The 23,288-nt window shown below is 39.4% G+C and carries 26 protein-coding genes; 15 read left to right on the top strand and 11 right to left on the bottom strand.

Annotated elements, in window-relative coordinates:
* Nucleotides 1-5 precede the first annotated feature (5 nt).
* Complete coding sequence (gene trmJ / locus ACERCF_RS03620) at nt 6-725, bottom strand: tRNA (cytosine(32)/uridine(32)-2'-O)-methyltransferase TrmJ (RefSeq protein ID WP_373624643.1); 720 nt, start codon at nt 723-725, stop codon at nt 6-8.
* Between the two features lie 209 nt (nt 726-934).
* On the opposite strand from trmJ, the gene pntA reads away from it, so the two are divergent.
* Nucleotides 935-2,473, top strand: coding sequence for a Re/Si-specific NAD(P)(+) transhydrogenase subunit alpha (gene pntA, locus ACERCF_RS03615; RefSeq protein ID WP_373624642.1), 1,539 nt, complete (start codon nt 935-937; stop codon nt 2,471-2,473).
* Between the two features lie 11 nt (nt 2,474-2,484).
* Nucleotides 2,485-3,936: a Re/Si-specific NAD(P)(+) transhydrogenase subunit beta gene (gene pntB, locus ACERCF_RS03610; protein ID WP_373624641.1), complete on the top strand. Its 1,452-nt coding sequence runs from the start codon at nt 2,485-2,487 to the stop codon at nt 3,934-3,936.
* A 94-nt stretch (nt 3,937-4,030) separates the two neighbouring features.
* Here the strand turns inward: pntB and ACERCF_RS03605 are convergent, their stop codons facing one another.
* The 3 genes from ACERCF_RS03605 to udk all read right to left on the bottom strand — a co-directional run bounded on the left by ACERCF_RS03605 (nt 4,031) and on the right by udk (nt 5,524).
* Nucleotides 4,031-4,189: a DUF1328 domain-containing protein gene (locus ACERCF_RS03605; protein WP_373610832.1), complete on the bottom strand. Its 159-nt coding sequence runs from the start codon at nt 4,187-4,189 to the stop codon at nt 4,031-4,033.
* Nucleotides 4,190-4,285: 96 nt separating this feature from the next.
* Nucleotides 4,286-4,867, bottom strand: coding sequence for a dCTP deaminase (gene dcd / locus ACERCF_RS03600; RefSeq protein ID WP_373624640.1), 582 nt, complete (start codon nt 4,865-4,867; stop codon nt 4,286-4,288).
* Between the two features lie 9 nt (nt 4,868-4,876).
* Nucleotides 4,877-5,524, bottom strand: a complete 648-nt coding sequence (gene udk, locus ACERCF_RS03595) for a uridine kinase (RefSeq protein WP_373624639.1) — start codon at nt 5,522-5,524, stop codon at nt 4,877-4,879.
* 99 nt (nt 5,525-5,623) lie between these two features.
* Here udk and ACERCF_RS03590 point away from each other — a divergent pair, with 99 nt between their 5' ends.
* The 7 genes from ACERCF_RS03590 to ACERCF_RS03560 all read left to right on the top strand — a co-directional run bounded on the left by ACERCF_RS03590 (nt 5,624) and on the right by ACERCF_RS03560 (nt 12,184).
* Nucleotides 5,624-6,253, top strand: coding sequence for a LysE/ArgO family amino acid transporter (locus ACERCF_RS03590; protein ID WP_373610829.1), 630 nt, complete (start codon nt 5,624-5,626; stop codon nt 6,251-6,253).
* A 110-nt stretch (nt 6,254-6,363) separates the two neighbouring features.
* Nucleotides 6,364-7,416 (top strand): rod shape-determining protein, encoded by a 1,053-nt coding sequence (locus ACERCF_RS03585; protein ID WP_373610828.1) that lies wholly within the window; start codon nt 6,364-6,366, stop codon nt 7,414-7,416.
* 102 nt (nt 7,417-7,518) lie between these two features.
* Nucleotides 7,519-8,571, top strand: coding sequence for a rod shape-determining protein MreC (gene mreC / locus ACERCF_RS03580; protein ID WP_373624638.1), 1,053 nt, complete (start codon nt 7,519-7,521; stop codon nt 8,569-8,571).
* Nucleotides 8,571-9,059: a rod shape-determining protein MreD gene (gene mreD / locus ACERCF_RS03575; RefSeq protein ID WP_373624637.1), complete on the top strand. Its 489-nt coding sequence runs from the start codon at nt 8,571-8,573 to the stop codon at nt 9,057-9,059. Before mreC ends, mreD begins: the two co-directional genes overlap by 1 nt.
* A 9-nt stretch (nt 9,060-9,068) precedes the next feature.
* On the top strand, nt 9,069-10,406 hold the full coding sequence (locus ACERCF_RS03570) for a replication-associated recombination protein A (protein WP_373610826.1): 1,338 nt from the start codon (nt 9,069-9,071) through the stop codon (nt 10,404-10,406).
* 58 nt (nt 10,407-10,464) lie between these two features.
* Complete coding sequence (gene znuB / locus ACERCF_RS03565; RefSeq protein ID WP_373610825.1) at nt 10,465-11,250, top strand: zinc ABC transporter permease subunit ZnuB; 786 nt, start codon at nt 10,465-10,467, stop codon at nt 11,248-11,250.
* Nucleotides 11,251-11,383: 133 nt separating this feature from the next.
* A complete protein-coding gene (locus ACERCF_RS03560; RefSeq protein ID WP_373610824.1) occupies nt 11,384-12,184 on the top strand; it encodes a class II glutamine amidotransferase in 801 nt (266 codons plus the stop codon).
* A gap of 35 nt (nt 12,185-12,219) precedes the next feature.
* Here ACERCF_RS03560 and ispA read toward each other — a convergent pair whose 3' ends face one another.
* The gene (gene ispA, locus ACERCF_RS03555; protein WP_373610823.1) at nt 12,220-13,113 is read right to left on the bottom strand and encodes a (2E,6E)-farnesyl diphosphate synthase; all 894 of its coding nucleotides are present in this window, start codon (nt 13,111-13,113) and stop codon (nt 12,220-12,222) included.
* 15 nt (nt 13,114-13,128) lie between these two features.
* Nucleotides 13,129-13,359, bottom strand: a complete 231-nt coding sequence (gene xseB, locus ACERCF_RS03550) for an exodeoxyribonuclease VII small subunit (protein WP_373610822.1) — start codon at nt 13,357-13,359, stop codon at nt 13,129-13,131.
* A 124-nt stretch (nt 13,360-13,483) separates the two neighbouring features.
* On the opposite strand from xseB, the gene ACERCF_RS03545 reads away from it, so the two are divergent.
* On the top strand, nt 13,484-14,272 hold the full coding sequence (locus ACERCF_RS03545; protein ID WP_373624636.1) for an MOSC domain-containing protein: 789 nt from the start codon (nt 13,484-13,486) through the stop codon (nt 14,270-14,272).
* 44 nt (nt 14,273-14,316) lie between these two features.
* Here the strand turns inward: ACERCF_RS03545 and nagK are convergent, their stop codons facing one another.
* From nagK to yhbY, 3 genes are all read right to left on the bottom strand, one after another.
* Entirely contained in the window at nt 14,317-15,234 is a 918-nt protein-coding gene (gene nagK / locus ACERCF_RS03540; protein WP_373610820.1) for an N-acetylglucosamine kinase, read from the bottom strand.
* Between the two features lie 2 nt (nt 15,235-15,236).
* Complete coding sequence (locus ACERCF_RS03535) at nt 15,237-15,968, bottom strand: phosphatase PAP2 family protein (RefSeq protein ID WP_373624635.1); 732 nt, start codon at nt 15,966-15,968, stop codon at nt 15,237-15,239.
* A gap of 63 nt (nt 15,969-16,031) precedes the next feature.
* The gene (gene yhbY, locus ACERCF_RS03530) at nt 16,032-16,346 is read right to left on the bottom strand and encodes a ribosome assembly RNA-binding protein YhbY (RefSeq protein WP_373624634.1); all 315 of its coding nucleotides are present in this window, start codon (nt 16,344-16,346) and stop codon (nt 16,032-16,034) included.
* 114 nt (nt 16,347-16,460) lie between these two features.
* Here yhbY and ACERCF_RS03525 point away from each other — a divergent pair, with 114 nt between their 5' ends.
* A complete protein-coding gene (locus tag ACERCF_RS03525) occupies nt 16,461-17,222 on the top strand; it encodes a glycosyltransferase family 2 protein (protein ID WP_373624633.1) in 762 nt (253 codons plus the stop codon).
* Between the two features lie 50 nt (nt 17,223-17,272).
* Here ACERCF_RS03525 and ACERCF_RS03520 read toward each other — a convergent pair whose 3' ends face one another.
* A complete protein-coding gene (locus tag ACERCF_RS03520) occupies nt 17,273-18,301 on the bottom strand; it encodes a glycosyltransferase family 9 protein (protein WP_373624632.1) in 1,029 nt (342 codons plus the stop codon).
* 79 nt (nt 18,302-18,380) lie between these two features.
* On the bottom strand, nt 18,381-18,896 hold the full coding sequence (locus tag ACERCF_RS03515) for a M23 family metallopeptidase (RefSeq protein WP_373610815.1): 516 nt from the start codon (nt 18,894-18,896) through the stop codon (nt 18,381-18,383).
* 231 nt (nt 18,897-19,127) lie between these two features.
* On the opposite strand from ACERCF_RS03515, the gene argG reads away from it, so the two are divergent.
* The 4 genes from argG (at nt 19,128) to purF (ending at nt 23,268) form a co-directional block, all read left to right on the top strand.
* Entirely contained in the window at nt 19,128-20,462 is a 1,335-nt protein-coding gene (gene argG, locus ACERCF_RS03510; protein WP_373624631.1) for an argininosuccinate synthase, read from the top strand.
* Between the two features lie 76 nt (nt 20,463-20,538).
* Entirely contained in the window at nt 20,539-21,000 is a 462-nt protein-coding gene (rnhA, locus tag ACERCF_RS03505) for a ribonuclease HI (RefSeq protein WP_373624630.1), read from the top strand.
* A gap of 232 nt (nt 21,001-21,232) precedes the next feature.
* Nucleotides 21,233-21,736 carry a CvpA family protein gene (locus ACERCF_RS03500; RefSeq protein WP_373624629.1) on the top strand — a complete coding sequence of 168 codons (504 nt, stop codon included), beginning with the start codon at nt 21,233-21,235 and terminating at the stop codon, nt 21,734-21,736.
* 14 nt (nt 21,737-21,750) lie between these two features.
* Entirely contained in the window at nt 21,751-23,268 is a 1,518-nt protein-coding gene (gene purF, locus ACERCF_RS03495) for an amidophosphoribosyltransferase (protein WP_373624628.1), read from the top strand.
* The last annotated feature ends 20 nt before the right edge of the window (nt 23,269-23,288 follow it).

The following is a 23,288-nucleotide window of genomic DNA, read 5'->3' as shown; positions in this document are numbered from 1 at the left end:
AGAATTTATTTTGATGCTTTCTCAACCGCTGTCAGCATTCCTCTCAACAAATTCAACTCATTGGTTTCAAGCTCTGCCCGTTGATAAAGTCGGCGGAGCTTCAACATTACCGCATCATTGCGGATAAACCCTAATTCTTTATACAATCGCTCGGTATGAGCAAAAAAATGCTCCAATGCTTCTGCGGTTGGATACTCTTTTTCCTCTACAAGCGGTCGTTTTTCTACTATTTTTTGCAAATATGCCATACGAATTTCATAACTTGCCAGTTGCACTGCCATTGCGAGATTGAGCGAGCCGTAATCAGGATTGGTCGGGAAATTAAGATGATATTGGCATTTCAGCAGCTCTTCATTGGTTAGTCCTACACGTTCTCGCCCAAATACAATGGCGACTTTGCCAAGATTAGCACGGTTTATCACGAGTTCCCCACAATCTCTTGGTGCAATTAGACTGTTTTGCAAATGACGAAGTCTAGCACTTGTGCCAATTACGAGCTGGCAATCGGCAATGGCGTCATCAAAAGTCGGGTAGATTTGGGCATTATCTAGTACATCTTTCGCCCCTGCGGCAAGGGCTTCAGCTTGTTCATCAATCGGTTGTAGTGGTGCAACTAAACGCAAATGGGTTAAGCCCATTGTTTTCATTGCACGAGCGGCTGAACCGATGTTGGCAGGGAGAGATGTTTCTACCAGAATAATCTGGATTTGATCTAAAATATTCATTAAATTGTTTCGTTTTTGTTAAATTTTTTACGCTAATAGTGTAGCAAAATTTTCGATAGCTTAAAATTTGAAAAAATACGAAATAATCCCTAAAAATAATCAGATTTTTTTACAAATTTAGTGTATTTAGTGGTACAGTTAGACAGTTTTTTAACTTGAATGGGGCTAATTATTTAGCCTTGAATAATAACAACCATACAGGAGTCTTTATGCTTATTGGTGTACCAAGAGAGCTGTTAGACGGTGAAACTCGTGTGGCGGCAACGCCTAAAACCGTTGAGCAGATTAAAAAACTTGGCTTTGATGTCCTCATTGAACAAGATGCGGGCTTTAAGGCGAGTTTTGAAGACAACGCATTTTTAAATGCAGGTGCGAATATTGGCACGCAACAAGAAGTTTGGAATGCGGACATTATTTTCAAAGTGAATGCTCCAACAGAAGCTGAAATTGATTTAATCAAAGAGGGTGCAACCTTAGTGAGCTTTATTTGGCCTGCTCAAAATCCAGAATTAATGGATAAATTGCAGTCTAAAAAAATCAATGTGCTGGCAATGGACGCTGTGCCTCGTATCTCTCGAGCCCAAGCATTAGATGCGTTAAGCTCAATGGCGAATATTTCAGGCTACCGTGCCGTAATTGAAGCGGCTAATTCATTTGGCAGTTTCTTTACAGGTCAAATTACCGCAGCAGGTAAAGTACCGCCTGCGAAAGTGCTTGTGATTGGTGCAGGGGTGGCAGGTTTAGCGGCGATTGGTGCAGCAAATAGCTTAGGGGCAATTGTGCGTGCCTTTGACTCTCGCCCAGAAGTAAAAGAGCAAGTAAAATCAATGGGTGCTGACTTCTTAGAAATTGATTTTGAAGAAGAAGGTGGCTCAGGCGATGGTTATGCGAAAGTGATGTCAGAAGAGTTTAACCGCCGTGCGATGGAACTTTACGCTGCTCAAGCGAAAGAAGTGGATATTATCATTACCACCGCAGCCATTCCGGGTAAACCAGCTCCTCGCTTAATCACAAAAGAGATTGTGGACTCAATGAAACCGGGTTCTGTGATTGTGGACTTAGCAGCGGCTACAGGCGGTAACTGCGAATATACTAAAGCAGGCGAAGTTGTGGTTACAGATAATCAAGTAAAAGTGATTGGTTATACCGATTTCCCAGCTCGTTTACCAACGCAATCTTCTCAACTTTACGGCACTAACTTAGTGAACTTGTTAAAACTGTTAGCCCCGAATAAAGATGGTCAAATTGACATCAATTTTGATGATGTCGTGTTACGCGGTGTAACGGTTGTGCGTGATGGCGAATTAACCTGGCCAGCTCCACCAATTCAAGTTTCCGCTCAGCCTCAAAAGCCAGCGGCAGCACCACAAGCGGTCAAAAAAGAAGAAAAACCTGCAAATCCAAAAGTGAAATATGGCGTGATGGCAGGTGTAGGGGCGTTATTCTTATGGATTGCCTCTGTTGCTCCAGCAGCGTTTTTATCGCACTTTACTGTGTTCGTACTCGCTTGTGTGGTAGGTTACTATGTGGTTTGGAACGTGAGTCACGCATTACACACACCACTTATGGCAGTAACCAATGCGATTTCAGGTATTATCATCGTAGGGGCTGTGTTACAAATTGCCCAACCTGTTGGTAATTTCTTTATTGATATTTTAGCCTTTATTGCGATTTTAGTTGCCAGCATCAATATTTTTGGTGGCTTTAAAGTTACGCAAAGAATGCTAGCAATGTTTAGAAAAGGTTAAGGAGAACGAAAATGTCTTTTGGATTTGTTACCGCTGCCTATATTATTGCAGCACTTCTCTTTATTATGAGCCTTGCAGGGCTTTCTAAACACGAAACCGCAAAAGCAGGTTGTTGGTACGGTATTGTAGGTATGGGAATTGCTTTAGTGGCAACCATTTTCGGCCCACAATCTCACGGCACAATTTGGATTTTAATTGCGATGGCAATCGGTGCATTCATCGGGATCAAAAAAGCGATTAAAGTTGAAATGACAGAAATGCCAGAATTAGTTGCTATTCTTCACAGCTTCGTAGGTTTAGCAGCAGTATTAGTTGGTTTTAATAGCTACGGTTTACATATTGAAGCACCAATGCCTGCTTATTTAGTAACTGAAGCGGAAAAAGCGGCATTCTTAGCAGAACAAGCAACCCTTGCGAATATTCACAATGTTGAAGTATTCTTAGGGATCTTCATTGGAGCAGTTACATTCTCTGGCTCATTAGTGGCATTCGGGAAATTAAGCGGCAAGTTATTTGGTCGTAAAGTCTCTTCTGCGGCATTAAATATCCCTCATAAACACAAATGGAATTTAGCGGCGATTGTTGTTTCAATCTTCCTGATGATTGTATTCTTAAATCGCCCTGAAAATATTTTCCCTGTGTTAATTATGACTGCTATTGCTTTAGTGTTCGGTTGGCACTTAGTGGCATCTATCGGTGGTGCAGATATGCCAGTGGTGGTTTCAATGCTCAACTCTTATTCAGGTTGGGCAGCAGCTGCAGCAGGCTTTATGCTAAGTAACGATTTATTAATCGTAACAGGTGCGTTAGTGGGTTCTTCAGGTGCAATTCTTTCTTACATTATGTGTAAGGCGATGAACCGCTCGTTTATCAGCGTTATTGCAGGTGGTTTTGGTAACGAAATGCAATCTTCTTCAGGCGATACGGAATACGGCGAACACCGTGAAACCAACGCAGAAGAAGTGGCAGAAATGCTGAAAAATGCAAGCTCAGTGATTATCACACCGGGATATGGTATGGCGGTAGCTCAAGCTCAATATCCAGTTGCAGAAATTACCGCAAAATTGCGTGAAAAAGGTGTGAATGTACGTTTCGGTATTCACCCAGTAGCGGGTCGATTACCGGGTCATATGAACGTATTGCTTGCTGAAGCGAAAGTACCTTACGATGTGGTATTAGAAATGGACGAAATCAATGACGATTTTGAAGATACTGATGTGGTATTAGTTATCGGTGCAAATGACACCGTAAACCCAGCAGCATTAGATGACCCATCAAGCCCAATCGCAGGAATGCCAGTGCTTGAAGTATGGAAAGCACAAAATGTTATTGTATTTAAACGTTCAATGGCAGTAGGTTATGCAGGCGTTCAAAACCCGCTCTTCTTTAAAGAAAACACCCAAATGCTATTTGGTGATGCGAAAGAAAGAGTAGATGATATTCTAAGAGCATTAAATAGCTAATTAAGAAAAAAGCGAACAACCATGTTCGCTTTTTTATCTTTAAATAGAGAACATAGCTTTTGCTGTGTTCTGTAAAATTCAGTAATTCAATCTTTTATTTTTTTCGTTTGAATAAGAAAGAAATAACAGTAAGCACCAAAAAGACGAAGAATAAAATTTTTGCAATTTCAGCTGCACTTCCAGCTATGCCGCCAAAACCGAAAAATGCAGCCACAATGGCGATAATAAAAAATACTACAGCATAATGTAACATAGAGATCTCCTTATATTATGTTTTTGATTAGTGCAGTTTGAATGTAACATAGCTAAATAATCGTTGCAAGCGGTAGTATTTAATTAAAATTTTTAATTAATCCTGGTTAATTCGACTAGAAACGGCACTTTGCTGATTTTTATATTTTGCATCTTTACGAGCGTTATAAGGTTTTGCTGCATTGCCGCTTAGCACTTCAAAACTTAAAGCACCAATTGCCATATTAGGGCGAAGCGCAAGAGGGAGTTTGCCCGCATTAAAAAATTCTAATACGATTTTTCCTTCCCAACCTGGGTCAATCCGATGAGCTGTTACGTGTACCATTAATCCTAATCGAGCTAATGATGAGCGGCCATCTAACCAACCCACAATATTAGCAGGCAGGCTAACAGATTCTAATGTGGTTGCAAGGGCTAGTTCTCCAGGGTGAAGGAAAAATGCTTCACCATCACTGATAATGATTTCATCGCTCATTACCTTATTTAGTTGAGCGGTTACTTCTTCACGAGGCCCACTTAGATCAATATAAGGCGTGTTATGCTCACGAAAAACACGGAACGAATTACCTAAACGCACATCAGCCGTTGCACCAGAAATTTTATCATTAGAAGGACGAGGCGTAATGCTGATGATACCTTCATCTAAGTAACGTTTAATATCGGTGTCGCATAAACGCATATTTTTCTCCTATTTGAGTAATTGCTTGATTTGGGCTTTAAGAATATCAATTGCAATACGGTTCTTACCGCCTTTTGGTACAATAATATCGGCATATTGCTTTGATGGCTCAATAAATTGTAAGAACATCGGGCGAACCGTTTTGCGATATTGTGTAATTACCGATTCCATTGAACGACCACGTTCCACCATATCACGTTGTAAGCGGCGAATAAAGCAAATATCTAATGGCGCATCAACGAAAATAGAAACGTTTAGCTCATTGCGAATATGTTCATCAGTTAGAAGTAAAATACCTTCTAAAATAATTATTTTTTTCGGTTCAAAGTGTTTGGTGGTGTTTTTTCGATTATGCTCAGTGTAATCGTATTCGGGAATTTCAATGGCTTTACCTTGCTTTAGTTGGCGTAGATGATCAACCAGTAAATGATGATCCATTGAGTTAGGGTGGTCGTAGTTGGTTTTAATACGTTCTTCCATTGTTAAATGAGATTGATCCCCGTAATAAGCATCTTCAGAAATAATGCCGATATTATCAGTTCCTAATTCATTTTTTAATTCTTTATAAATGGTTGAAGCAATCAGGCTTTTCCCCGATGCCGAAGCACCGGCAATGGCAATGACAACACAAGAGGATTGTTGAGCAGTATCAGTCATAAAATTTCCTATTCAGTCAAAAAGTATCCTGCAAATTATACCGAATTTTTGCAAAATTTTCTGTATAATCGACCGCTTGTAATCAATTTCGAGGAAAAAATGAATACTTTTATTCAAGGGTTTATTGTTTGTTTTGGTTTAATTGTCTCTATAGGAGCTCAAAATGCCTTTGTGCTAAAACAAGGCATACTTAAACAACACGTTTTTTGGATTGCTCTTACTTGCTTTCTAGGTGATGTGTTGCTAATGACGATTGGTGTGCTAGGGCTAGGCACACTCATTTCAGAATTACCTATTCTCAGTTTAGTTATTTCACTATTAGGTGCAATTTTTCTCTTCACTTACGGTAGCCGTTCGTTTATCAGTGTATTTAAAAGTAGTGATTACCTTGTAGCAAATGGGGAAAATGCCTCGAGTCTTAAAAAAGCCTTAATGATTACTTTTGCAATTACCTTTTTAAATCCTCACGTTTATATTGATACTGTTGTGATTGTGGGGAGTATTGGCGGAAAATTAGATTTTGAAGGTAAGATATATTTCTTAGTAGGGGCGTTGCTTTGCTCATTTATATGGTTTTTTGGGTTAGGGTACGGAGCAAGATTGCTTTCCCCTTATTTTGCTAAACGTATAACTTGGCAAATTTTAGATGCAGTTACAGGGTTGATTATGTATTTTATCGCCTTTAGCTTGTTGATTTATGCTTATCAACTGGCAAAGCAAATTTTCTAACAGCCTAAATTTTTCATTGCTGAATACCCCCATTTTTTGGTATATTAACGGCAATGTTCGCACAATATTGTGCCTAATTTATTTAATAATTTTATTTGACGGATTCTTGTATGTTTAAAAAATTTTTAGGGTTATTTTCAAACGATCTTTCCATCGATCTCGGAACAGCTAATACATTAGTTTATGTGAAAGGGCAAGGAATTGTTTTAGATGAACCTTCGGTGGTTGCAGTGAGACAAGATCGTATGGGATCGCTAAAAAGCATCGCAGCAGTAGGCTCACACGCAAAATTAATGTTAGGTCGTACCCCAAAAAGCATTATGGCAATCCGTCCGATGAAAGATGGTGTTATTGCAGACTTCTTTGTAACAGAAAAAATGTTGCAACACTTTATTAAACAAGTTCATAGCAATAACTTTATGCGTCCAAGTCCGCGTGTTTTAGTGTGTGTGCCGGCCGGGGCAACGCAGGTAGAACGCCGTGCAATTAAAGAATCAGCAATCGGGGCAGGGGCTCGTGAAGTCTATTTAATTGAAGAACCGATGGCAGCGGCTATCGGTGCAGGTTTGCCTGTACACGAAGCAATGGGATCGATGGTAATTGATATCGGCGGCGGTACAACTGAAGTTGCGGTGCTTTCGTTAAATGGTATTGTGTATTCAACCTCTGTTCGTATTGGAGGCGATAAATTAGACGATGCTATCATTGCCTATGTTCGCCGTCATTTCGGCTCTGCTATCGGTGAAGCAACGGCTGAGCGTATCAAGCAAGAAATTGCAACCGCTAAAATTGAATCTGATGATGATATTAAAACAATGGAAGTGCACGGTCATAATTTAGCAGAAGGTGCTCCTCGTACTTTTGAGCTTAGTTCAAAGCACGTTTTAGAAGCTATCGAGCAGCCGTTAGATGGTATTGTTGAAGCGGTTAAATCAGTTTTAGAGCAATGTCCTCCGGAATTAGCCGCAGATATTTTCGAACGAGGAATGGTATTAACAGGTGGTGGAGCTTTATTACATAACCTAGATCGCTTACTTGCTGACTCAACTGGTGTACCTGTTGTCGTAGCGGAAGATCCTCTTACTTGTGTTGCACGTGGCGGCGGTAAAGCCCTCGAAATGATCGATATGCACGGTGGAGACGTATTTAGCTCTGATGAATAATCATCTTTTCTAGTTAAATAGTAAATTGAAAGTTGGCAATGGATATGATCTATTGTCAATTTTCGTTATATATTCCCAATAAATTTCACATTATATTTTCTAATGAAACCAATTTTTGCTAAAGCTCCTTCACTAGGAATGCGTCTGATAATTGCAGTGATATTATCTATTATCCTGATTATTTCTGATGGTCGAAGCTCATTGATGATTCAAGCTCGTAATATATTAGAAACGGCGGTTAGTGGCTTATATTACTTTGCAAATACTCCTCGCTCGATCTTAGATGGTGTGAGTGGTAATTTTATTGATAACAACAAGCTACAGTTAGAAAATAATCTACTAAAAGAGCAACTAAGAGAAAAAAATGCGGATTTATTATTACTCGATCAATTAAAGGTAGAAAATCAACGTTTAAGATTACTGCTAAGTTCGCCGCTCCGCCAAGATGAATATAAAAAGATCGGGGAGGTTCTGGCCGCCGAAATGGATGCTTACCGCCAGCAAGTTATTATTAATCAAGGTCGTTTAGATGGTGCTTTTGTTGGACAACCTGTGATTGATGAAAGAGGTGTTGTAGGGCAAATTATTTCCGTAGGCGAAAAATCAAGCCGTGTTCTGCTTTTAACCGATATTACCCACGCCACTCCGGTGCAGGTATTGCGTAATGATGTGCGTGGTATCGTAAACGGAACAGGGCTAAATAATGAACTAATTGTTGATAATCTACCTCGCTCTATTGATGTTGTAAAAGGCGATGTGTTAGTTACTTCCGGTTTAGGCGGACGCTTCCCCGAAGGTTATCCTGTTGCGATTGTGGAAACGGTCGAAAATGATACAAAAAGCCAGTTTGCTAGGATTGTTGCTCGACCGCTAGCCTCATTTGACCGCTTGCGTTATCTACTATTACTTTGGCCAACAGCAGAAGAGAAGAATTACAGCCAAAGTTTATCGCCTGAACAAGTGCGTGAAATCGTAGAAGAGAGACGAAACAGCGTAAATCCATTTGACCGATTAAAACAGATGTCGAATAAGAAAACAGAAGTTCAACTAGATGCTAAAGAAGAGCAGATTGATCTTGATGAAATTAACGAAAACCCTGCTTCACAGCCTGATGTGGAAGTAGAAGAGCATCATATAGAACAAGGAGCGGAATAATGAGAACAAACCCAATTTTTCAGATTCTGGTTATTCTTGCGATTTTTGTAATTGCCTTTGTACTAGAAATTATGCCTTGGCCAGTTGGATTTCAAGGCTTACGCCCAACTTGGGTTGTATTGGTGTTGATTTACTGGGCATTAGCATTACCGGATAAAATCAGTGTCGGCACCGCTTTTTTAGCAGGCATTGTGTGGGATCTAATCTTAGGCTCAATTTTAGGTATTCACGCCTTAATATTGTCTATAGCCATTTATTTTGTCGCGAAGTACCACCTCATTTTGCGTAATTTGTCGCTTTGGTTACAAAGTTTGCTGGTAATAGCATATATCGTACTGATCCGTTTCGCCATTTTTGTGGTTGAATTCATTTTGCATAGTGCTGAATTTAACTCACAAGAAATACTAGGAGCAGTCATTAGTGGCGTGCTTTGGCCTTGGATTTTCCTACTAATGCGTCATATTCGCCGCCAACTTCGCTTACGCTAAGAGGTAAAGATGAGTAGCTTGTCTTTTGATTTTGCAGAAGATTTTCGACCGCTTGCAGCTAGAATGCGTCCTCAAAATTTAACTGAATATGTAGGGCAATCTCATCTGATTGGCGAAGGCAAACCGCTACGCAGAGCAATTGAAGCAGGGCATAGCCATTCTATGATTTTCTGGGGCCCACCGGGAACGGGTAAAACTACCTTAGCTGAAATTATTGCCCATCATTTTGATGCAGAAGTAGAACGTATTTCAGCCGTAACTAGTGGTGTAAAAGAGATCCGAGAAGCCATTGAGCGAGCAAAACTAAATCGACAATCAGGCAGACGCACGTTGCTCTTTGTTGATGAAGTCCACCGCTTCAATAAAAGTCAGCAAGACGCATTTTTACCCCATATTGAAGATGGTACGATCATCTTTATTGGAGCAACAACAGAGAACCCTTCGTTTGAACTCAATAATGCGTTACTTTCTCGAGCCAGAATTTATATCTTAAAGCCACTACAAGCGGTCGAAATTTTAAAAATTTTGCAAATGGCGGCGGCAGATACAGAACGTGGGCTAGGCAATGAAAAATTACATCTTGAAGATGATGTGCTGAGCTTACTTGCCGATTATGTTAATGGCGATGCTCGCTTTGCCTTAAATTGCTTTGAATTGATGGCAGATATGGCAGAAAACTCCCCTCAAGGAAAAGTATTAAACAAAGATTTGCTTACGGAAGTGCTGGGCGAACGACAAGCTCGTTTTGATAAAGGGGGCGATCGTTATTATGATCTCATTTCTGCTCTACATAAATCCATTCGAGGCTCATCTCCGGACGGTGCACTATATTGGTACGCTCGCATTTTAACCGCAGGTGGCGATCCGCTTTATGTGGCAAGGAGATTACTTGCCATCGCTTCGGAAGATGTAGGCAATGCAGATCCAAGAGCAATGCAAATTGCCATAGCGGCGTGGGATTGCTTTACCCGAGTCGGTGCTTATGAGGGAGAAAGAGCTATTGCCCAAGCCATTATTTATCTTGCAGTTGCTCCTAAAAGTAATGCGGTTTACCAAGCCTTCAATGAAGCAAAACGCCTAGCAAAAGAGGCAAAAGATTATGATGTGCCGGAGCATTTACGCAATGCTCCAACGAATTTAATGAAATCATTAGGTTATGGTGAAGAATATCGTTATGCCCATAATGAACCGAATGCTTACGCCGCAGGGGAGAATTACTTTCCGCCTGAACTTAAAGATACGCAATTCTATTTTCCTACAGAACGAGGAATGGAAAAACAGATTAAAGAAAAAATGGCGTGGCTGAAATCACAAGATGAATTAAGTGAGATCAAGCGGTATAAATAATCCGTAAATTTGCAAAATTTTAGGGAAAAACAACCGCTTGTTGTTATTTGGAAGAGATATGTTTGATATTTTACTGCCTGCGTGGCTTGCAGGTGTTTGTTTAGCCTTTATTACCGCACCCTTGGGTGCTTTTGTTGTTTGGCGAAAAATGGCGTATTTTGGTGACACACTTTCCCATTCAGCACTATTGGGTGTGGCACTTGGCATTTTTCTGCAAATTGATCCCTACATCGCAGTTATTGCGATGACGATTATTTTAGCCGTTTTGCTGGTTTGGCTTGAGCAAAAAACCAACTATTCGGTGGATACGGTATTAGGTATTATTGCTCACACCAGCCTTTCGCTTGGTGTGATTACCATTAGTTTGCTGGATAACGTGAGAGTCGATTTAATGTCTTACCTATTTGGCGATTTACTGGCAATTAATTTTTCTGATGTGATTTTTATCGGTATCGGAGCAATTCTGATTTTATCAGTGCTGATGATTTTTTGGAAACGCTTATTATCCATCACAATTAGCCCGGAACTCGCCCAAATTGAAGGCTTAAATGTCGCTCGCTTGCGTCTATTATTGATGATTTTAACTGCATTAACCATTGCATTAAGTATGAAATTTGTGGGGGCATTAATCATTACCTCACTACTGATTATTCCGTCTGCAACAGCAAGACGATTTGCGAAAACGCCCGAGAAAATGGTCTTTATTGCTATTTTATTCAGCATTATTACGGTAACGGGAGGGTTGTTATTATCGGGTTGGAAAGATACCCCTGCTGGACCATCGGTAGTGATTTGTGCCGGAATGCTCTTTTTAATGTCGCTATTTAAAAAAGAATACAATTAAATAGCATAAAAAAGTCATATATTATAAAAATAAGGCATAAGCTTTTTATGGAAATAGCATTGAAGTTTTCTATCAATCTGTTTAAATATCACTATTGATTTGTTGTAACTTATTAAGAATAAAAGATTAAATTATGTGTCAATTACTTGGAATGAATTGTAATACGCCAACGGATATTACCTTTTCTTTTGAAGGCTTTCGGCGGCGAGGGGGATTAAGCGATCACCATACTGATGGCTTCGGCATTGCGTTTTTTGAAGGTAAAGGCGTACGAGTTTTCCGTGATAATCGTCCGGGGGCTTCCTCGCCAATGGCGGAATCAATTAGCCAGTATCAAATTAAATCGTTAAATGTAGTTGCCCATATCCGTAAAGCGACTCGTGGTGATGTAAATTTGGAAAATACCCACCCTTTTATTCGTGAATTATGGGGCGAGAACTGGGTTTTTGCTCACAACGGTACGGTTGAAGGGGTTGGTGTTTGCAAAGAGTGTCATTATCAGCCGATTGGCACAACAGATTCTGAAGCGGCATTTTGCCGTATTGTGTCGGAATTAAAAGAGCTGTATCCGGCTAAACCAAGTGAAAAAGAGATTTTTGATGCGGTAGTGCAAATTACCTCAAAAATTGCAGAACACGGGGTATTTAACTTTGTTTTATCCAACGGTCATTGGATGATTGCCCGTTGTACGACTAATCTGCATTACGTTTGCCGTAAAGCACCGTTTGGCAAAGCCTTGCGTGATGATGATGTATCGATTGATTTTAGTCAATATACTAAAATTACCGATAAAGTGACGATTATTACCACCCAGCCACTTACCAAAAATGAAAACTGGACCAAAATGAAAAATGGCAGTTATGTTTTCTTTAAAGACGGCGATGTGGTATATGAAATTGAAGGCACATTGCCAGAAGCAGGACACCACGTTTAACCATAAAAAACCTAGCAAATGCTAGGTTTTCTTTTTTAGTTTTCACGTTTTACAATAAAATCGGCTAACTCTTTTAATGCTGTAGTATCAAAAGGAAGCTGCTGCAAAGAATTTAAGGCTGTTTGGTAGAGATTTTCAGCTTTTTGTTTTGCTCCTTCCAACCCTAATAATTTTGGATAGGTGCTTTTATTTAAGTTTTCATCAGAACCAACGGTTTTACCAATTTTATCAGTTTCGCCAACCACATCTAAAATATCATCTTGCACTTGAAAAGCTAAACCAATGGCTTTTGCATAATTTACAAGCGGTTGTTTTATCGCTAAATTTTGCGAATTCTCGGAAAGATTAAATCCCATCATTACAGAAGAGAGAATTAACGCTCCTGTTTTGTTACGATGAATTAATTCCAATTCCTCTAAATTGACCGCTTTATTTTCCGCAATCAAATCCAAACTTTGCCCTAAGCACATTCCTTTAGCACCAGCAGCAGCTGATAATTCTCTGATTTGAGCCACTTTTTCTTTATCGGAAAGGTATGGGTCGGTTGCAATCAACTCAAAGGCAAAACTTTGCAATGCATCGCCTGCTAAAATAGCGGTGGCTTCATCAAAGGCGATATGGCAAGTTGGTTTACCTCGACGTAATTTATCATCGTCCATTGCGGGCAAATCATCGTGAACTAATGAATAGGCGTGGATAGATTCCATCGCCCCTGCACTATGATCCAATTTCTCAAGCGGCACGCCTAGCATTCTACCTGTGGCATATATTAAAAACGGGCGAACACGCTTTCCGCCTAATAAAACCGCATATTCCATTGCTTTAATTAATGGAGAATGAAAGGCTGCGTACTCAGTTAGCTTTGAAGCCAAAAAATCATTTATCCGTATTTGTTGAGTGGTAAGATCGGTCGCTAAACAATAGCTCATTTTATTGCTCTCTTATTATTCTTTTGTGTAGTCGCTCAGTTCGGCAGAATCGTTTTTATTGAGTAAAATTTGGATTCGTTGCTCTGCTTTTTGTAAGCGTTCTTGACCTTGTTGCACTAATTTAATTGCGGTTTCAAATTCATTAAGTGCCTCTTCAAGTGGCAAATCCCCAGCCTCTAAATGGGTAACGATAGCTTCTAATTCTTTGAGAGTAGTTTCAAAATCTTGGGTCGGTTTTTTTGCCATTTTTTATATTACCTGTAACGATTAAAGAACCTCAAGTTTACCGCTCAATAAAGGGATTTGCAAATTCCTTTTACTTTTTGACCGCTTGTAGTATTGTACCTAGTTTTCGAAAAGAGGATTTTCTATGCAAGTAACAGAACTCAATATTTACCCGATAAAATCCACTCAACCAACCCAAGTTTCGCAAGCCTTTGTTGAATCTAAGGGGCTAAATTTTGACCGTGAATTTATGATTACCGAATCAGATGGTAAATTTATTACCGCTCGCAAAGATTTGGAGCTATATCGTCTAACCGCTTTTCCGATTTCAACAGGGCTTGTGATTACGCATACAAGCGGTCAAAAATGTGTTGCACTTTATCAAGATTTCCTTGAAGAACAATCAAGCGAAGTATGGGGAACTCATTTTAATTCTAAGGTAGCAGATAAGCGTGTTAATCAATGGCTAAGTGAAATTTTAGGTAGAGAAGTGCAACTTCGTTGGTTGGGTAACCAAAGCCAACGTGTTGTCGAAAATTTTGCAGAAAACCTGCTTAGTTTTGCAGATAGCAACCCTGTTACGTTGATGTCATTAAAATCCCTTGAACAAGTGCAAGAATGGTCACCCATTCCTATCGAAATGGCTCGTTTTCGCCCAAATATTGTGATCGATGGCAATATCGCCTTTGAAGAAGAAAGCTGGGAACAAATTCAAATTGGTGAAGTCTTATTTCGCAAGTCAGCCCTTTGTACTCGATGTGTGCTGATTACCCGCAATTTATCTACGTTAGAATTAGACCCTCAAGCAGAGCCTTTCCGAACGTTGAAACAAAAGCATACAAATGATAAGGGAAAGCCTGTTTTCGGCATTCACCTTGTGCCACAAAGCAGCGGTGTGATTAGAGTAGGAGATAAGATTACCGTTAAATCTTAAGTATAAAAAAGCCCTTTCTACTGTAAAAGAAAGGGCTGGTAAATCTACTTTAAGAAGAGTGCTGCCGCACCTCGTGTACCACCTGAATCACCGTGAATGGCTTTTTTAATAACAGGCACTTTCGCTGAACGCATTAAATGTTTTGGCAGAGCTTTTGGCAGAGCATCGTAAATGTAATCGAAGTTTGATAAGCCACCGCCAAATACAATCATGTCTGGGTCTAAAATTGTAACCAGATTACTAATGCTAATTGCCATTAGCTCAATATATTTCTTGACAAATTCGACCACTTTCTGATCGTTATTGTAGAAACGTTCAATGATCTCTTTCGCAGAGATTTTCTCGCCCACTAAATCATTAAAAAGTAGCTCAAAGCCACGACCAGAAATATAAGTATCTAAGCAAGCCTGATTACCACAACCACATTCGTAAATTGGTGCTTTATCCCAACCTAATAATTTTAGTGCGTGATAATTTAGCTGGATATGCCCAACCTCGCCAGCCATACCAATTCTGCCTGAGTGAACTTTGCCATCAAACACAATGCCGCCACCAAAGCCTGTGCCGATAATTAAGCCAAGCACTGTTGAGAAAGATTGGTTATTTGCGTCCCAAGCTTCAGAAAGGGCAAAACAGTTAGCATCGTTTTCAGCACGCACTTCACGCCCTAAGTATTCGGCTAAATCTTTTAGAATAGTTTTACCGTCAGCTACTCGGATATTGGTAATTTCCGCAATGCCTGTTTCACGGTTTACAAAGCCAGGAATGCCTAAGCCGACAGTCCCTTTTTCGCCAAATTTTGCATCAGCAGTATCAACCAATGTCTTAATCGCTGTCAGCCAATCTTGATAATGGGTTTGTGGGGTTGGCACTCGTTCACTATGTAATTTTTCTAATTTCTCATTAAAAGCGGCTAATTCAATTTTTGTACCGCCAACATCTAAGCCGTAATAAATTGCCATAATTATGTTCTCTTATGAAATAAATTAAATGGGTTCTTCTTTTCCAACCAAGGTACAAACCAGACAAAGAGTGCTAAGTTTGTTACAAAGGCGAGTAAGCTACTAATAAATAAATCAATCGGGTAGTGCATACCTAATCTTAAACGGCTAACTAACATTAATGCCGCCCATACAACTGCAAAAATATGAGCAAAAATGACCGCTTGTCCTCGCATATTCAGGCAGAAACCAATCACTAAAAGCAACCAAGAAACGGCAAAGATGGTATGACCTGATGGGAAAGAGTAGCCTACTTCTTTCGCCTGATGAATTGTTACAAAGTTTTGTTGTGTACCGATTTTTTCATTAACGGCTAAGCCTCTTTGTTCACGGGTTAACTTATAGAAATCAACGGATTTATCCTCAAAAAGTGCAGACACAAAAGGCCTAGGCTCTTGGAAGGTTGATTTCATTGCGGTTTTGATCGCTTGAGTTGCCACCATTGAAGCCACACAAACGGTAATCACAAAAAACAATGAATAACGCTTTCTGACTACCCACGCTAACAATAAGGTAAAAATCACACAAGTAGCGATGGCATAAGGCACAGAGCCTGTTTCAGTAATCAAAAATAAAAAGTAGTCAAAACCATATTCAGGGTATTGAATGGCTAAAGACCACTGCCAGTTTGCAAGCCAAGTAACAACTGGAATTAGTAACATCGCCAGCGTATAAAGAGAGAATTTTTTAAACATAAGAGTTCCGTTAAAAAACCGCTTGAAAAACAAGCGGTTATGTTTTTGAAAAATTTTGCAAATTTAGATAGTTTTAGTCGCTTTTGGTAAAGTGATTTTCTTCTCTTCGCTTTGGCGGTAAAGCACTAGAATATGCCCGATGGTTTGCACTTCGGCAGCCTTTGTTTCACGCAAAATCGCATCAATAATGAGTTGTTTCGTTTCACGATCTGCACCTGCTACCTTTACTTTAATCAGTTCGTGGTGTTCTAATGCGTTATCGATTTCAGCTAGAACACCTTCGGTTAAGCCGTTACCGCCTAGCATTACAACAGGGCTTAAATGGTGTGCTAAACCTTTTAAATATTGCTTTTGTTTGGTTGTTAATTTAATTGACATTCTTTTATCCATTCATTTGGTTGTAAAATAAAATTTGGCGTAGAAAATAGCACAAAACCGCTCATTTTTAAAGTAAAATGAATGAATTACCGCAATAACAAAAAAGGACAGATTATGCCAACATTAAGTGTTGCAATGATTGTAAAAAACGAAGCTCAAGATTTGGCAGAGTGCTTAGACACCGTAAAAGGCTGGATTGATGAAATTGTGATTTTAGATAGCGGCAGTACAGATGAAACAGCACAAATTGCCGCAGCCTATAACGCAAAATTTTATACCAATACCGATTGGCAAGGTTTTGGTAAACAACGCCAGCTTGCTCAACAATATGTAACAAGCGATTATGTGCTTTGGCTTGATGCCGATGAGCGAGTAACCGAAGAACTAAAGCAATCCATTTTACAAGCGGTCGAAAAAGACGAAAAAAATACGGTTTACAAAATTAGTCGCTTAAGTGAAGTCTTTGGCAAGCAAATTCGTCATTCGGGTTGGTATCCTGATTATGTGGTGAGATTATATAGAACGGATTTTGCTAAATATGGCGATGAATTAGTTCACGAAAAAGTCCATTATCCGAAAGAGGCAATCATCAAGAAACTACAAGGTGATTTATTGCATTTTACCTACAAAGATATTCATCATTATTTAGTGAAATCTGCAAGCTATGCTAAAGCGTGGGCGGTTCAACGAGCGAATGCAGGGAAAACCGCTTCTTTGTTTGATGGCGTCACACACGCTATTGGCTGTTTTGTGAAAATGTATCTGCTAAAAACAGGTTTTTTAGATGGGAAACAGGGCTTTTTATTGGCTGTACTTTCCGCACATTCTACTTTTGTAAAATATGCGGATTTGTGGAATCGTACAAGAAAAGCGTAATTTTGCTTGGTTAAATCCCCTCTGACTCAAAGAAAGAGGGGATTTATGATCTAAGCCCAGATTTTCCTTATAAAGGGAACAATAGTTTCCAGTGTGTTAGGGATTGAAATTAAGGTTAAATTCATCTGCGAGGCTTTATCAGATGGTGGGCAGAATGCAATGTGCTTATCAATATCATTAATCGGTTTCCAACGGCGAGGAATCGCAGAAAGACGGCTTGGGTAAAACCCAATCGTTGGAATATTCAATGCACCGCTAATATGCAGTGGCCCCGTTGAGCCTGCGATAAACAGATCAGCACAAGCAAGCGAGCGAGAGAAATCTTGCAACCCGTCATTTTTATCATACGCCACCACATTTTGATGATTTACTTTTTCAGCTAAAGCATTTGCTTTTTCACTCTCGCCTTTTCCTGCCGTTAAAATCACATAGCAATCAAACTCCGCCAAAATACCTTGAATTAAATCAGCATATTGCTCAAGGGATAAATTATTGGCAGACCCACCTGTGGAGCTATGTACAAACAGCCATTTTTTAGCACTAGTAATATTTAGTTGCTCGTATAATTTTGCTTTTTGCGTTTGAATAGTTTTTTCATCAAATGTTAAATAAGGCGTACTAGGCTCTACAATGTTAGTTTTATGTTTAGTTAAAAAAGCACGAGCTAAATCTAAATTATATTCTGATTCCGCTTTCGCTGATTGAGAACGGCGTTGAGTTAAGCGGTGGTTATATAAAAATTGGAATAACTTCGTTGCTGGAGCTAGACGATGCTTAATGCCACTTTGCCAAGTCAGTTTTGCATTGTACCAATCTGATACAAAACAAATTACTGCATCAAACTGCTCATTTTTAACCGTTTGTAAAATACGATTGAACTCATTTTTATCTTTCTTATCTGGTGTATCAATAATTACCTTATCAATAGAAGGACAAAGCTCTGCAAGTGGGGCGGTATAACTTGGCACAAGTGCAGTTATTTCCACTTCGGGCAATGATTGCTTCAACATTGCAAATGCGGGAAAACAGACCATAAAATCGCCGATTTTGTCATTTCGGATCACAAGTAGTTTTTTCATTTTGATTTCTCTAGTTCAAACAGTTGAATAAATTATACCTTTTTTATAGGTGATTTTTGAATGAATTGATTTTTCCAAATTATTGCTTAATCAACGGATACGGGTTTATCGCTCCACTTGGGGTATAAATACCATAATGTAAATGAGGCGGAGTGCCTTTAGCATTACCGCTGTCGCCTACTGTGCCGATGATTTCGCCTTGTTCAATCCATTGATGACGAGAAATATTGCCATAATCTTCTAAATGGGCGTAATAATGCACGGTTCTGCCTGTCATTATTGAAACTACTTTACCGCCTAATTTGTTTGTACTAATTCTTACTACTAGTCCGCTCGTGGTACTACGAATTGGTGTTCCTCTCGGGGCAAAAATATCTACGCCTTCGTGCTTACGCCCGCCACTTCTGGGGCTATGCCAACTATCAATGAAACGTTGCCCTGCAACAGGGTTTGGCAAACTTTTTTCAGTTGGAATGCCTTGCTGTAATGTGGGTATCCATCGCAAATAATCATAGAGATAAGGAATTTTGAAGTGTTCAATACTGATAAAAACCATAAAAATCACGATAATCCCTATTAAGCATTTTTTAAACATATTGTTCTCTTAAAAAAATTAATATAACAAGCGGTTGTTTTTACTCGCTACTTCGGAACCATTGGCAAAGCCAACGTTTAAACGCAAGGCGTTTGTTACGGAAAATTTGCAAATCGTATGCACAAATTTTAGATGAAATTTTAACGGTTTTCAGCTAGAATATATGCCTTGAACGCATACGAAAGCGTTTGCGTTTAATTGTTTTTACTTTCAAAATGTATAGGAATTCGTATGTCAGCAACAATTTTAGAAGCTTTACCTTTAGGTCAGAAAGTTGGTATCGCATTTTCAGGCGGTTTAGATACTTCAGCAGCACTTTTATGGATGCGTAAAAAAGGGGCAGTGCCTTATGCTTACACCGCAAATTTAGGTCAGCCAGATGAAGATGACTATAATGCAATTCCGAAAAAAGCAATGGAATATGGTGCGGAAAATGCTCGTTTAATTGATTGCCGCCAACAATTAGCCCACGAAGGGATTGCAGCTATTCAATGTGGTGCATTCCATATTTCAACAGGTGGCATTCCTTATTTCAATACAACTCCGCTTGGTCGAGCGGTAACGGGTACAATGCTTGTTGCAGCAATGAAAGAAGATGATGTAAACATTTGGGGTGATGGTTCAACCTTTAAAGGTAATGATATTGAGCGTTTCTACCGTTACGGTTTATTAACTAACCCAAAATTAAAAATCTATAAACCGTGGTTAGACCAACTTTTCATTGATGAGCTTGGCGGTCGTTTAGAAATGTCAAAATTCTTAATTGAGAACGGCTTTGATTATAAAATGTCTGTTGAAAAAGCCTACTCAACCGACTCAAATATGCTAGGTGCAACGCACGAAGCGAAAGATTTAGAAGAATTAAGCACAGGAATGAAGATTGTTAAGCCAATTATGGGCGTAGCATTCTGGGACGAATCAGTTGAAATCAAACCAGAAACGGTTTCTGTTACCTTTGAAGAAGGTGTACCTGTTGCATTAAACGGTAAACGTATTGATGATGCAGTAGAGCTTATTATGGAAGCTAACCGTATCGGTGGCAGACACGGTTTAGGTATGTCAGATCAAATTGAAAACCGCATTATTGAAGCGAAATCTCGTGGTATTTATGAAGCACCGGGAATGGCGTTATTACACATCGCTTACGAGCGTTTAGTAACAGGTATTCATAACGAAGATACGATTGAACAATACCGCATCAACGGTTTACGTTTAGGTCGCTTATTATATCAAGGTCGTTGGTTTGACCCACAAGCCTTAATGCTACGTGAAACGGCTCAACGTTGGGTGGCAAAAGCGATCACAGGCACTGTAACCCTTGAGTTACGTCGTGGTAATGACTTCACTATTCTGAACACAGAATCGCCAAACTTAACTTACGAAGCAGAACGTTTAAGTATGGAAAAAGTGGAAGAGGCACCATTTACGCCAGCAGATCGTATCGGTCAATTAACAATGCGTAACTTGGATATTGTGGATACACGAGGCAAATTAGCAGTGTACACCGATGCTGGTTTATTAGCGGCTAACAATAGCGTAATTCCGCAATTAGGGAAAAATAGTTAGGTAAAAATAATACTTATATGAGTAGCACAGCCCCAAAGTTAAGGCTTTGGGGCTTTTGTTTTCAAAGATAAATACGATGAAACTAGTTGAAATTTTTACAGATGGTTCTTGTTTAGGCAATCCCGGTAAAGGGGGGATTGGCATTTTACTTCGCTATAACGGACACGAGAAAACCGTCAGCAAAGGTTATTTCCAAACCACCAATAACCGAATGGAATTGCGTGCCGTCATTGAGGCATTATCAATGCTGAAAGAGCCTTGCAAAGTGCAACTGAATAGTGATAGCCAATATATGAAAAATGGCATTCAGAAATGGATTTTTAATTGGAAAAAAAATGACTGGAAAACCAGTGATAAGAAACCCGTTAAAAATAAAGACTTATGGATTGCGTTAGATAAAGAAATTCAACGCCATCAAATTGAATGGGCTTGGGTGAAAGGGCATTCAGGGCATCGTGAAAATGAAATTTGTGATGAGCTTGCGAAAAACGGGGCAAATAATCCGACTTTAGATGATGTCGGCTATATTGTAGAATAGGCATTTTTTACAAGCGGTTATATTTACTTGCTACGCTAGCTCCTTCGGAGCCGTTGGCAAAGCCAATGTTCAAACGCAAAGCGTTTGTTACGAAGAATTTGCAATCTGCAAAATTTTCAAAAAATCTTACCGCTTATTATTTTGCGTAGATTATCATCTTTTAACAAAATAGGGCTACGCAAACGTTTTCTTTTTTTGTAGAATAGCAGGGCTTAAGCTCTTAAGGTTTTTTATGGTTGATTTAATTGTTATCGGAATCATTGCTTTTTCTGTATTGGTAAGTTTATGGCGAGGGTTTACTAATGAGGCGTTATCGCTATTGGGGTGGGTAATTGCTTTTTTTGTGGCAAGCTCGTTTTACCCTTATCTAAGTGGCTATTTCACGCAGATAAACTCAGTTTACCTGCAAAATTCAGAATTTTTACGCAATGGCTTAGCAGCAGCTATTTTATTCGTTTTAACCTTAATTGTATGTGGCGTAATTAACGGTTTATTAGGCAAGGTGATTGACTTAAGTGGTTTGTCTGTTACCGACCGTATTTTAGGTGGTGCTTTTGGGGCATTACGCGGCATTTTAATTGTTTCGGCAATTTTATTTTTCTTAGATACCTTTACGCAAGCAAGCCAAACGGAATTATGGAAATCATCGTTATTAATTCCACATTTTGACTTTATTGTGAAATGGTTTTTTGAACAGTTACAAACAAATTCTACTTTTCTAAACTCGACTAAATAAAGAGGTTTTTCTATATGTGCGGCATTGTCGGTATTATTGGGAACTCGCCGGTTAATCAGGCGATTTATGATGGTTTAACATTACTTCAACACCGAGGACAAGATGCCGCAGGTATCGTTACCATAGATGACGAAAATCGTTTCCGCTTACGTAAGGCAAATGGCTTAGTAAGCGATGTATTCCAACAAGAACATATGTTGCGTTTACAAGGTAATGTGGGCATCGGACACGTTCGTTACCCAACGGCGGGTAGCTCAAGTGTATCAGAAGCGCAACCTTTCTATGTAAATTCGCCGTTTGGTATTACGCTTGTGCATAATGGCAATTTAACCAATAATGCGGAACTTAAAGAGCGTTTGTTTAATGAAGCTCGCCGTCACGTTAATACCAATTCAGATTCTGAATCTCTGCTTAATATTTTTGCTTATTTCTTAGATCTTTATTCAACTCAACATTTAAGCCCAGAAAATATTTTTGAAACGGTACGCAAAACCAATAATAGCATTCATGGGGCTTATGCCTGTATTGCAATGATTATCGGACATGGTATGGTTGCATTTCGTGATCCTTTCGGCATTCGTCCACTTGTATTAGGTAAACGTGAAGTTGAAGGCAAAACCGAATATATGTTTGCTTCAGAAAGTGTTGCATTAGATGTAGTAGGATTTGATTTCGTGCGAGATGTGTTACCGGGGGAAGCCATCTATATTACTTTTGATGGTGAATTACACTCCCAAATTTGTGCCGATAACCCCAAATTAAATCCTTGTATTTTTGAGTACGTTTACTTTGCCCGCCCTGATTCTGTGATTGATGGTGTTTCTGTTTATGCAGCTCGTGTGCATATGGGAGAGCTATTAGGCGAAAAAATCAAACGTGAGTGGGGGCGTATTGTTGATGATATTGATGTGGTTATCCCAATTCCAGAAACTTCAAACGATATTGCGGTGCGTATTGCAAATGTACTTTATAAGCCGTATAGACAAGGTTTTGTGAAAAACCGCTATGTAGCTCGCACCTTTATTATGCCAGGTCAAGCACAGCGTAAAAGCTCAGTTCGCCGTAAGCTCAATGCGATTGCCTCTGAGTTTAAAGGTAAAAGTGTGTTGTTAGTTGATGACTCTATTGTTCGAGGCACGACTTCTGAGCAGATTGTAGAAATGGCAAGAGCCGCTGGGGCAAAACGTGTTTATTTTGCATCAGCAGCTCCGGAAATTCGCTACCCAAATGTGTATGGCATTGATATGCCGACTTGTGAAGAATTAGTAGCTTATGATCGCTCGGTAGAAGAAGTAGCAGATATGATTGGCGTCGATAAACTGATTTTCCAGGATTTAGACGCACTTTATAAATCAATTCAAATAGAAAATCCAACCATTCACAATTTTGATGATTCCGTCTTTACGGGCGAATACATCACAGGCGATGTGGATAAATGCTATTTAGATGCGATTGCGAAATCTCGCAACGATAAAGCTAAGGTAAAAGCGGCAAAACAAGCTACAAACTTGGAAATCCATAATGAAAGATAAAAAAACTCGCAGCCTAAGCT

The sequence above is a fragment of the Mannheimia kashgarensis genome (genome assembly GCF_041807705.1).
Lineage (GTDB): Bacteria > Pseudomonadota > Gammaproteobacteria > Enterobacterales > Pasteurellaceae > Mannheimia.
Note: the sequence above shows the minus strand (reverse complement) of the source record. Positions and strands in the feature narration are given on the sequence as shown.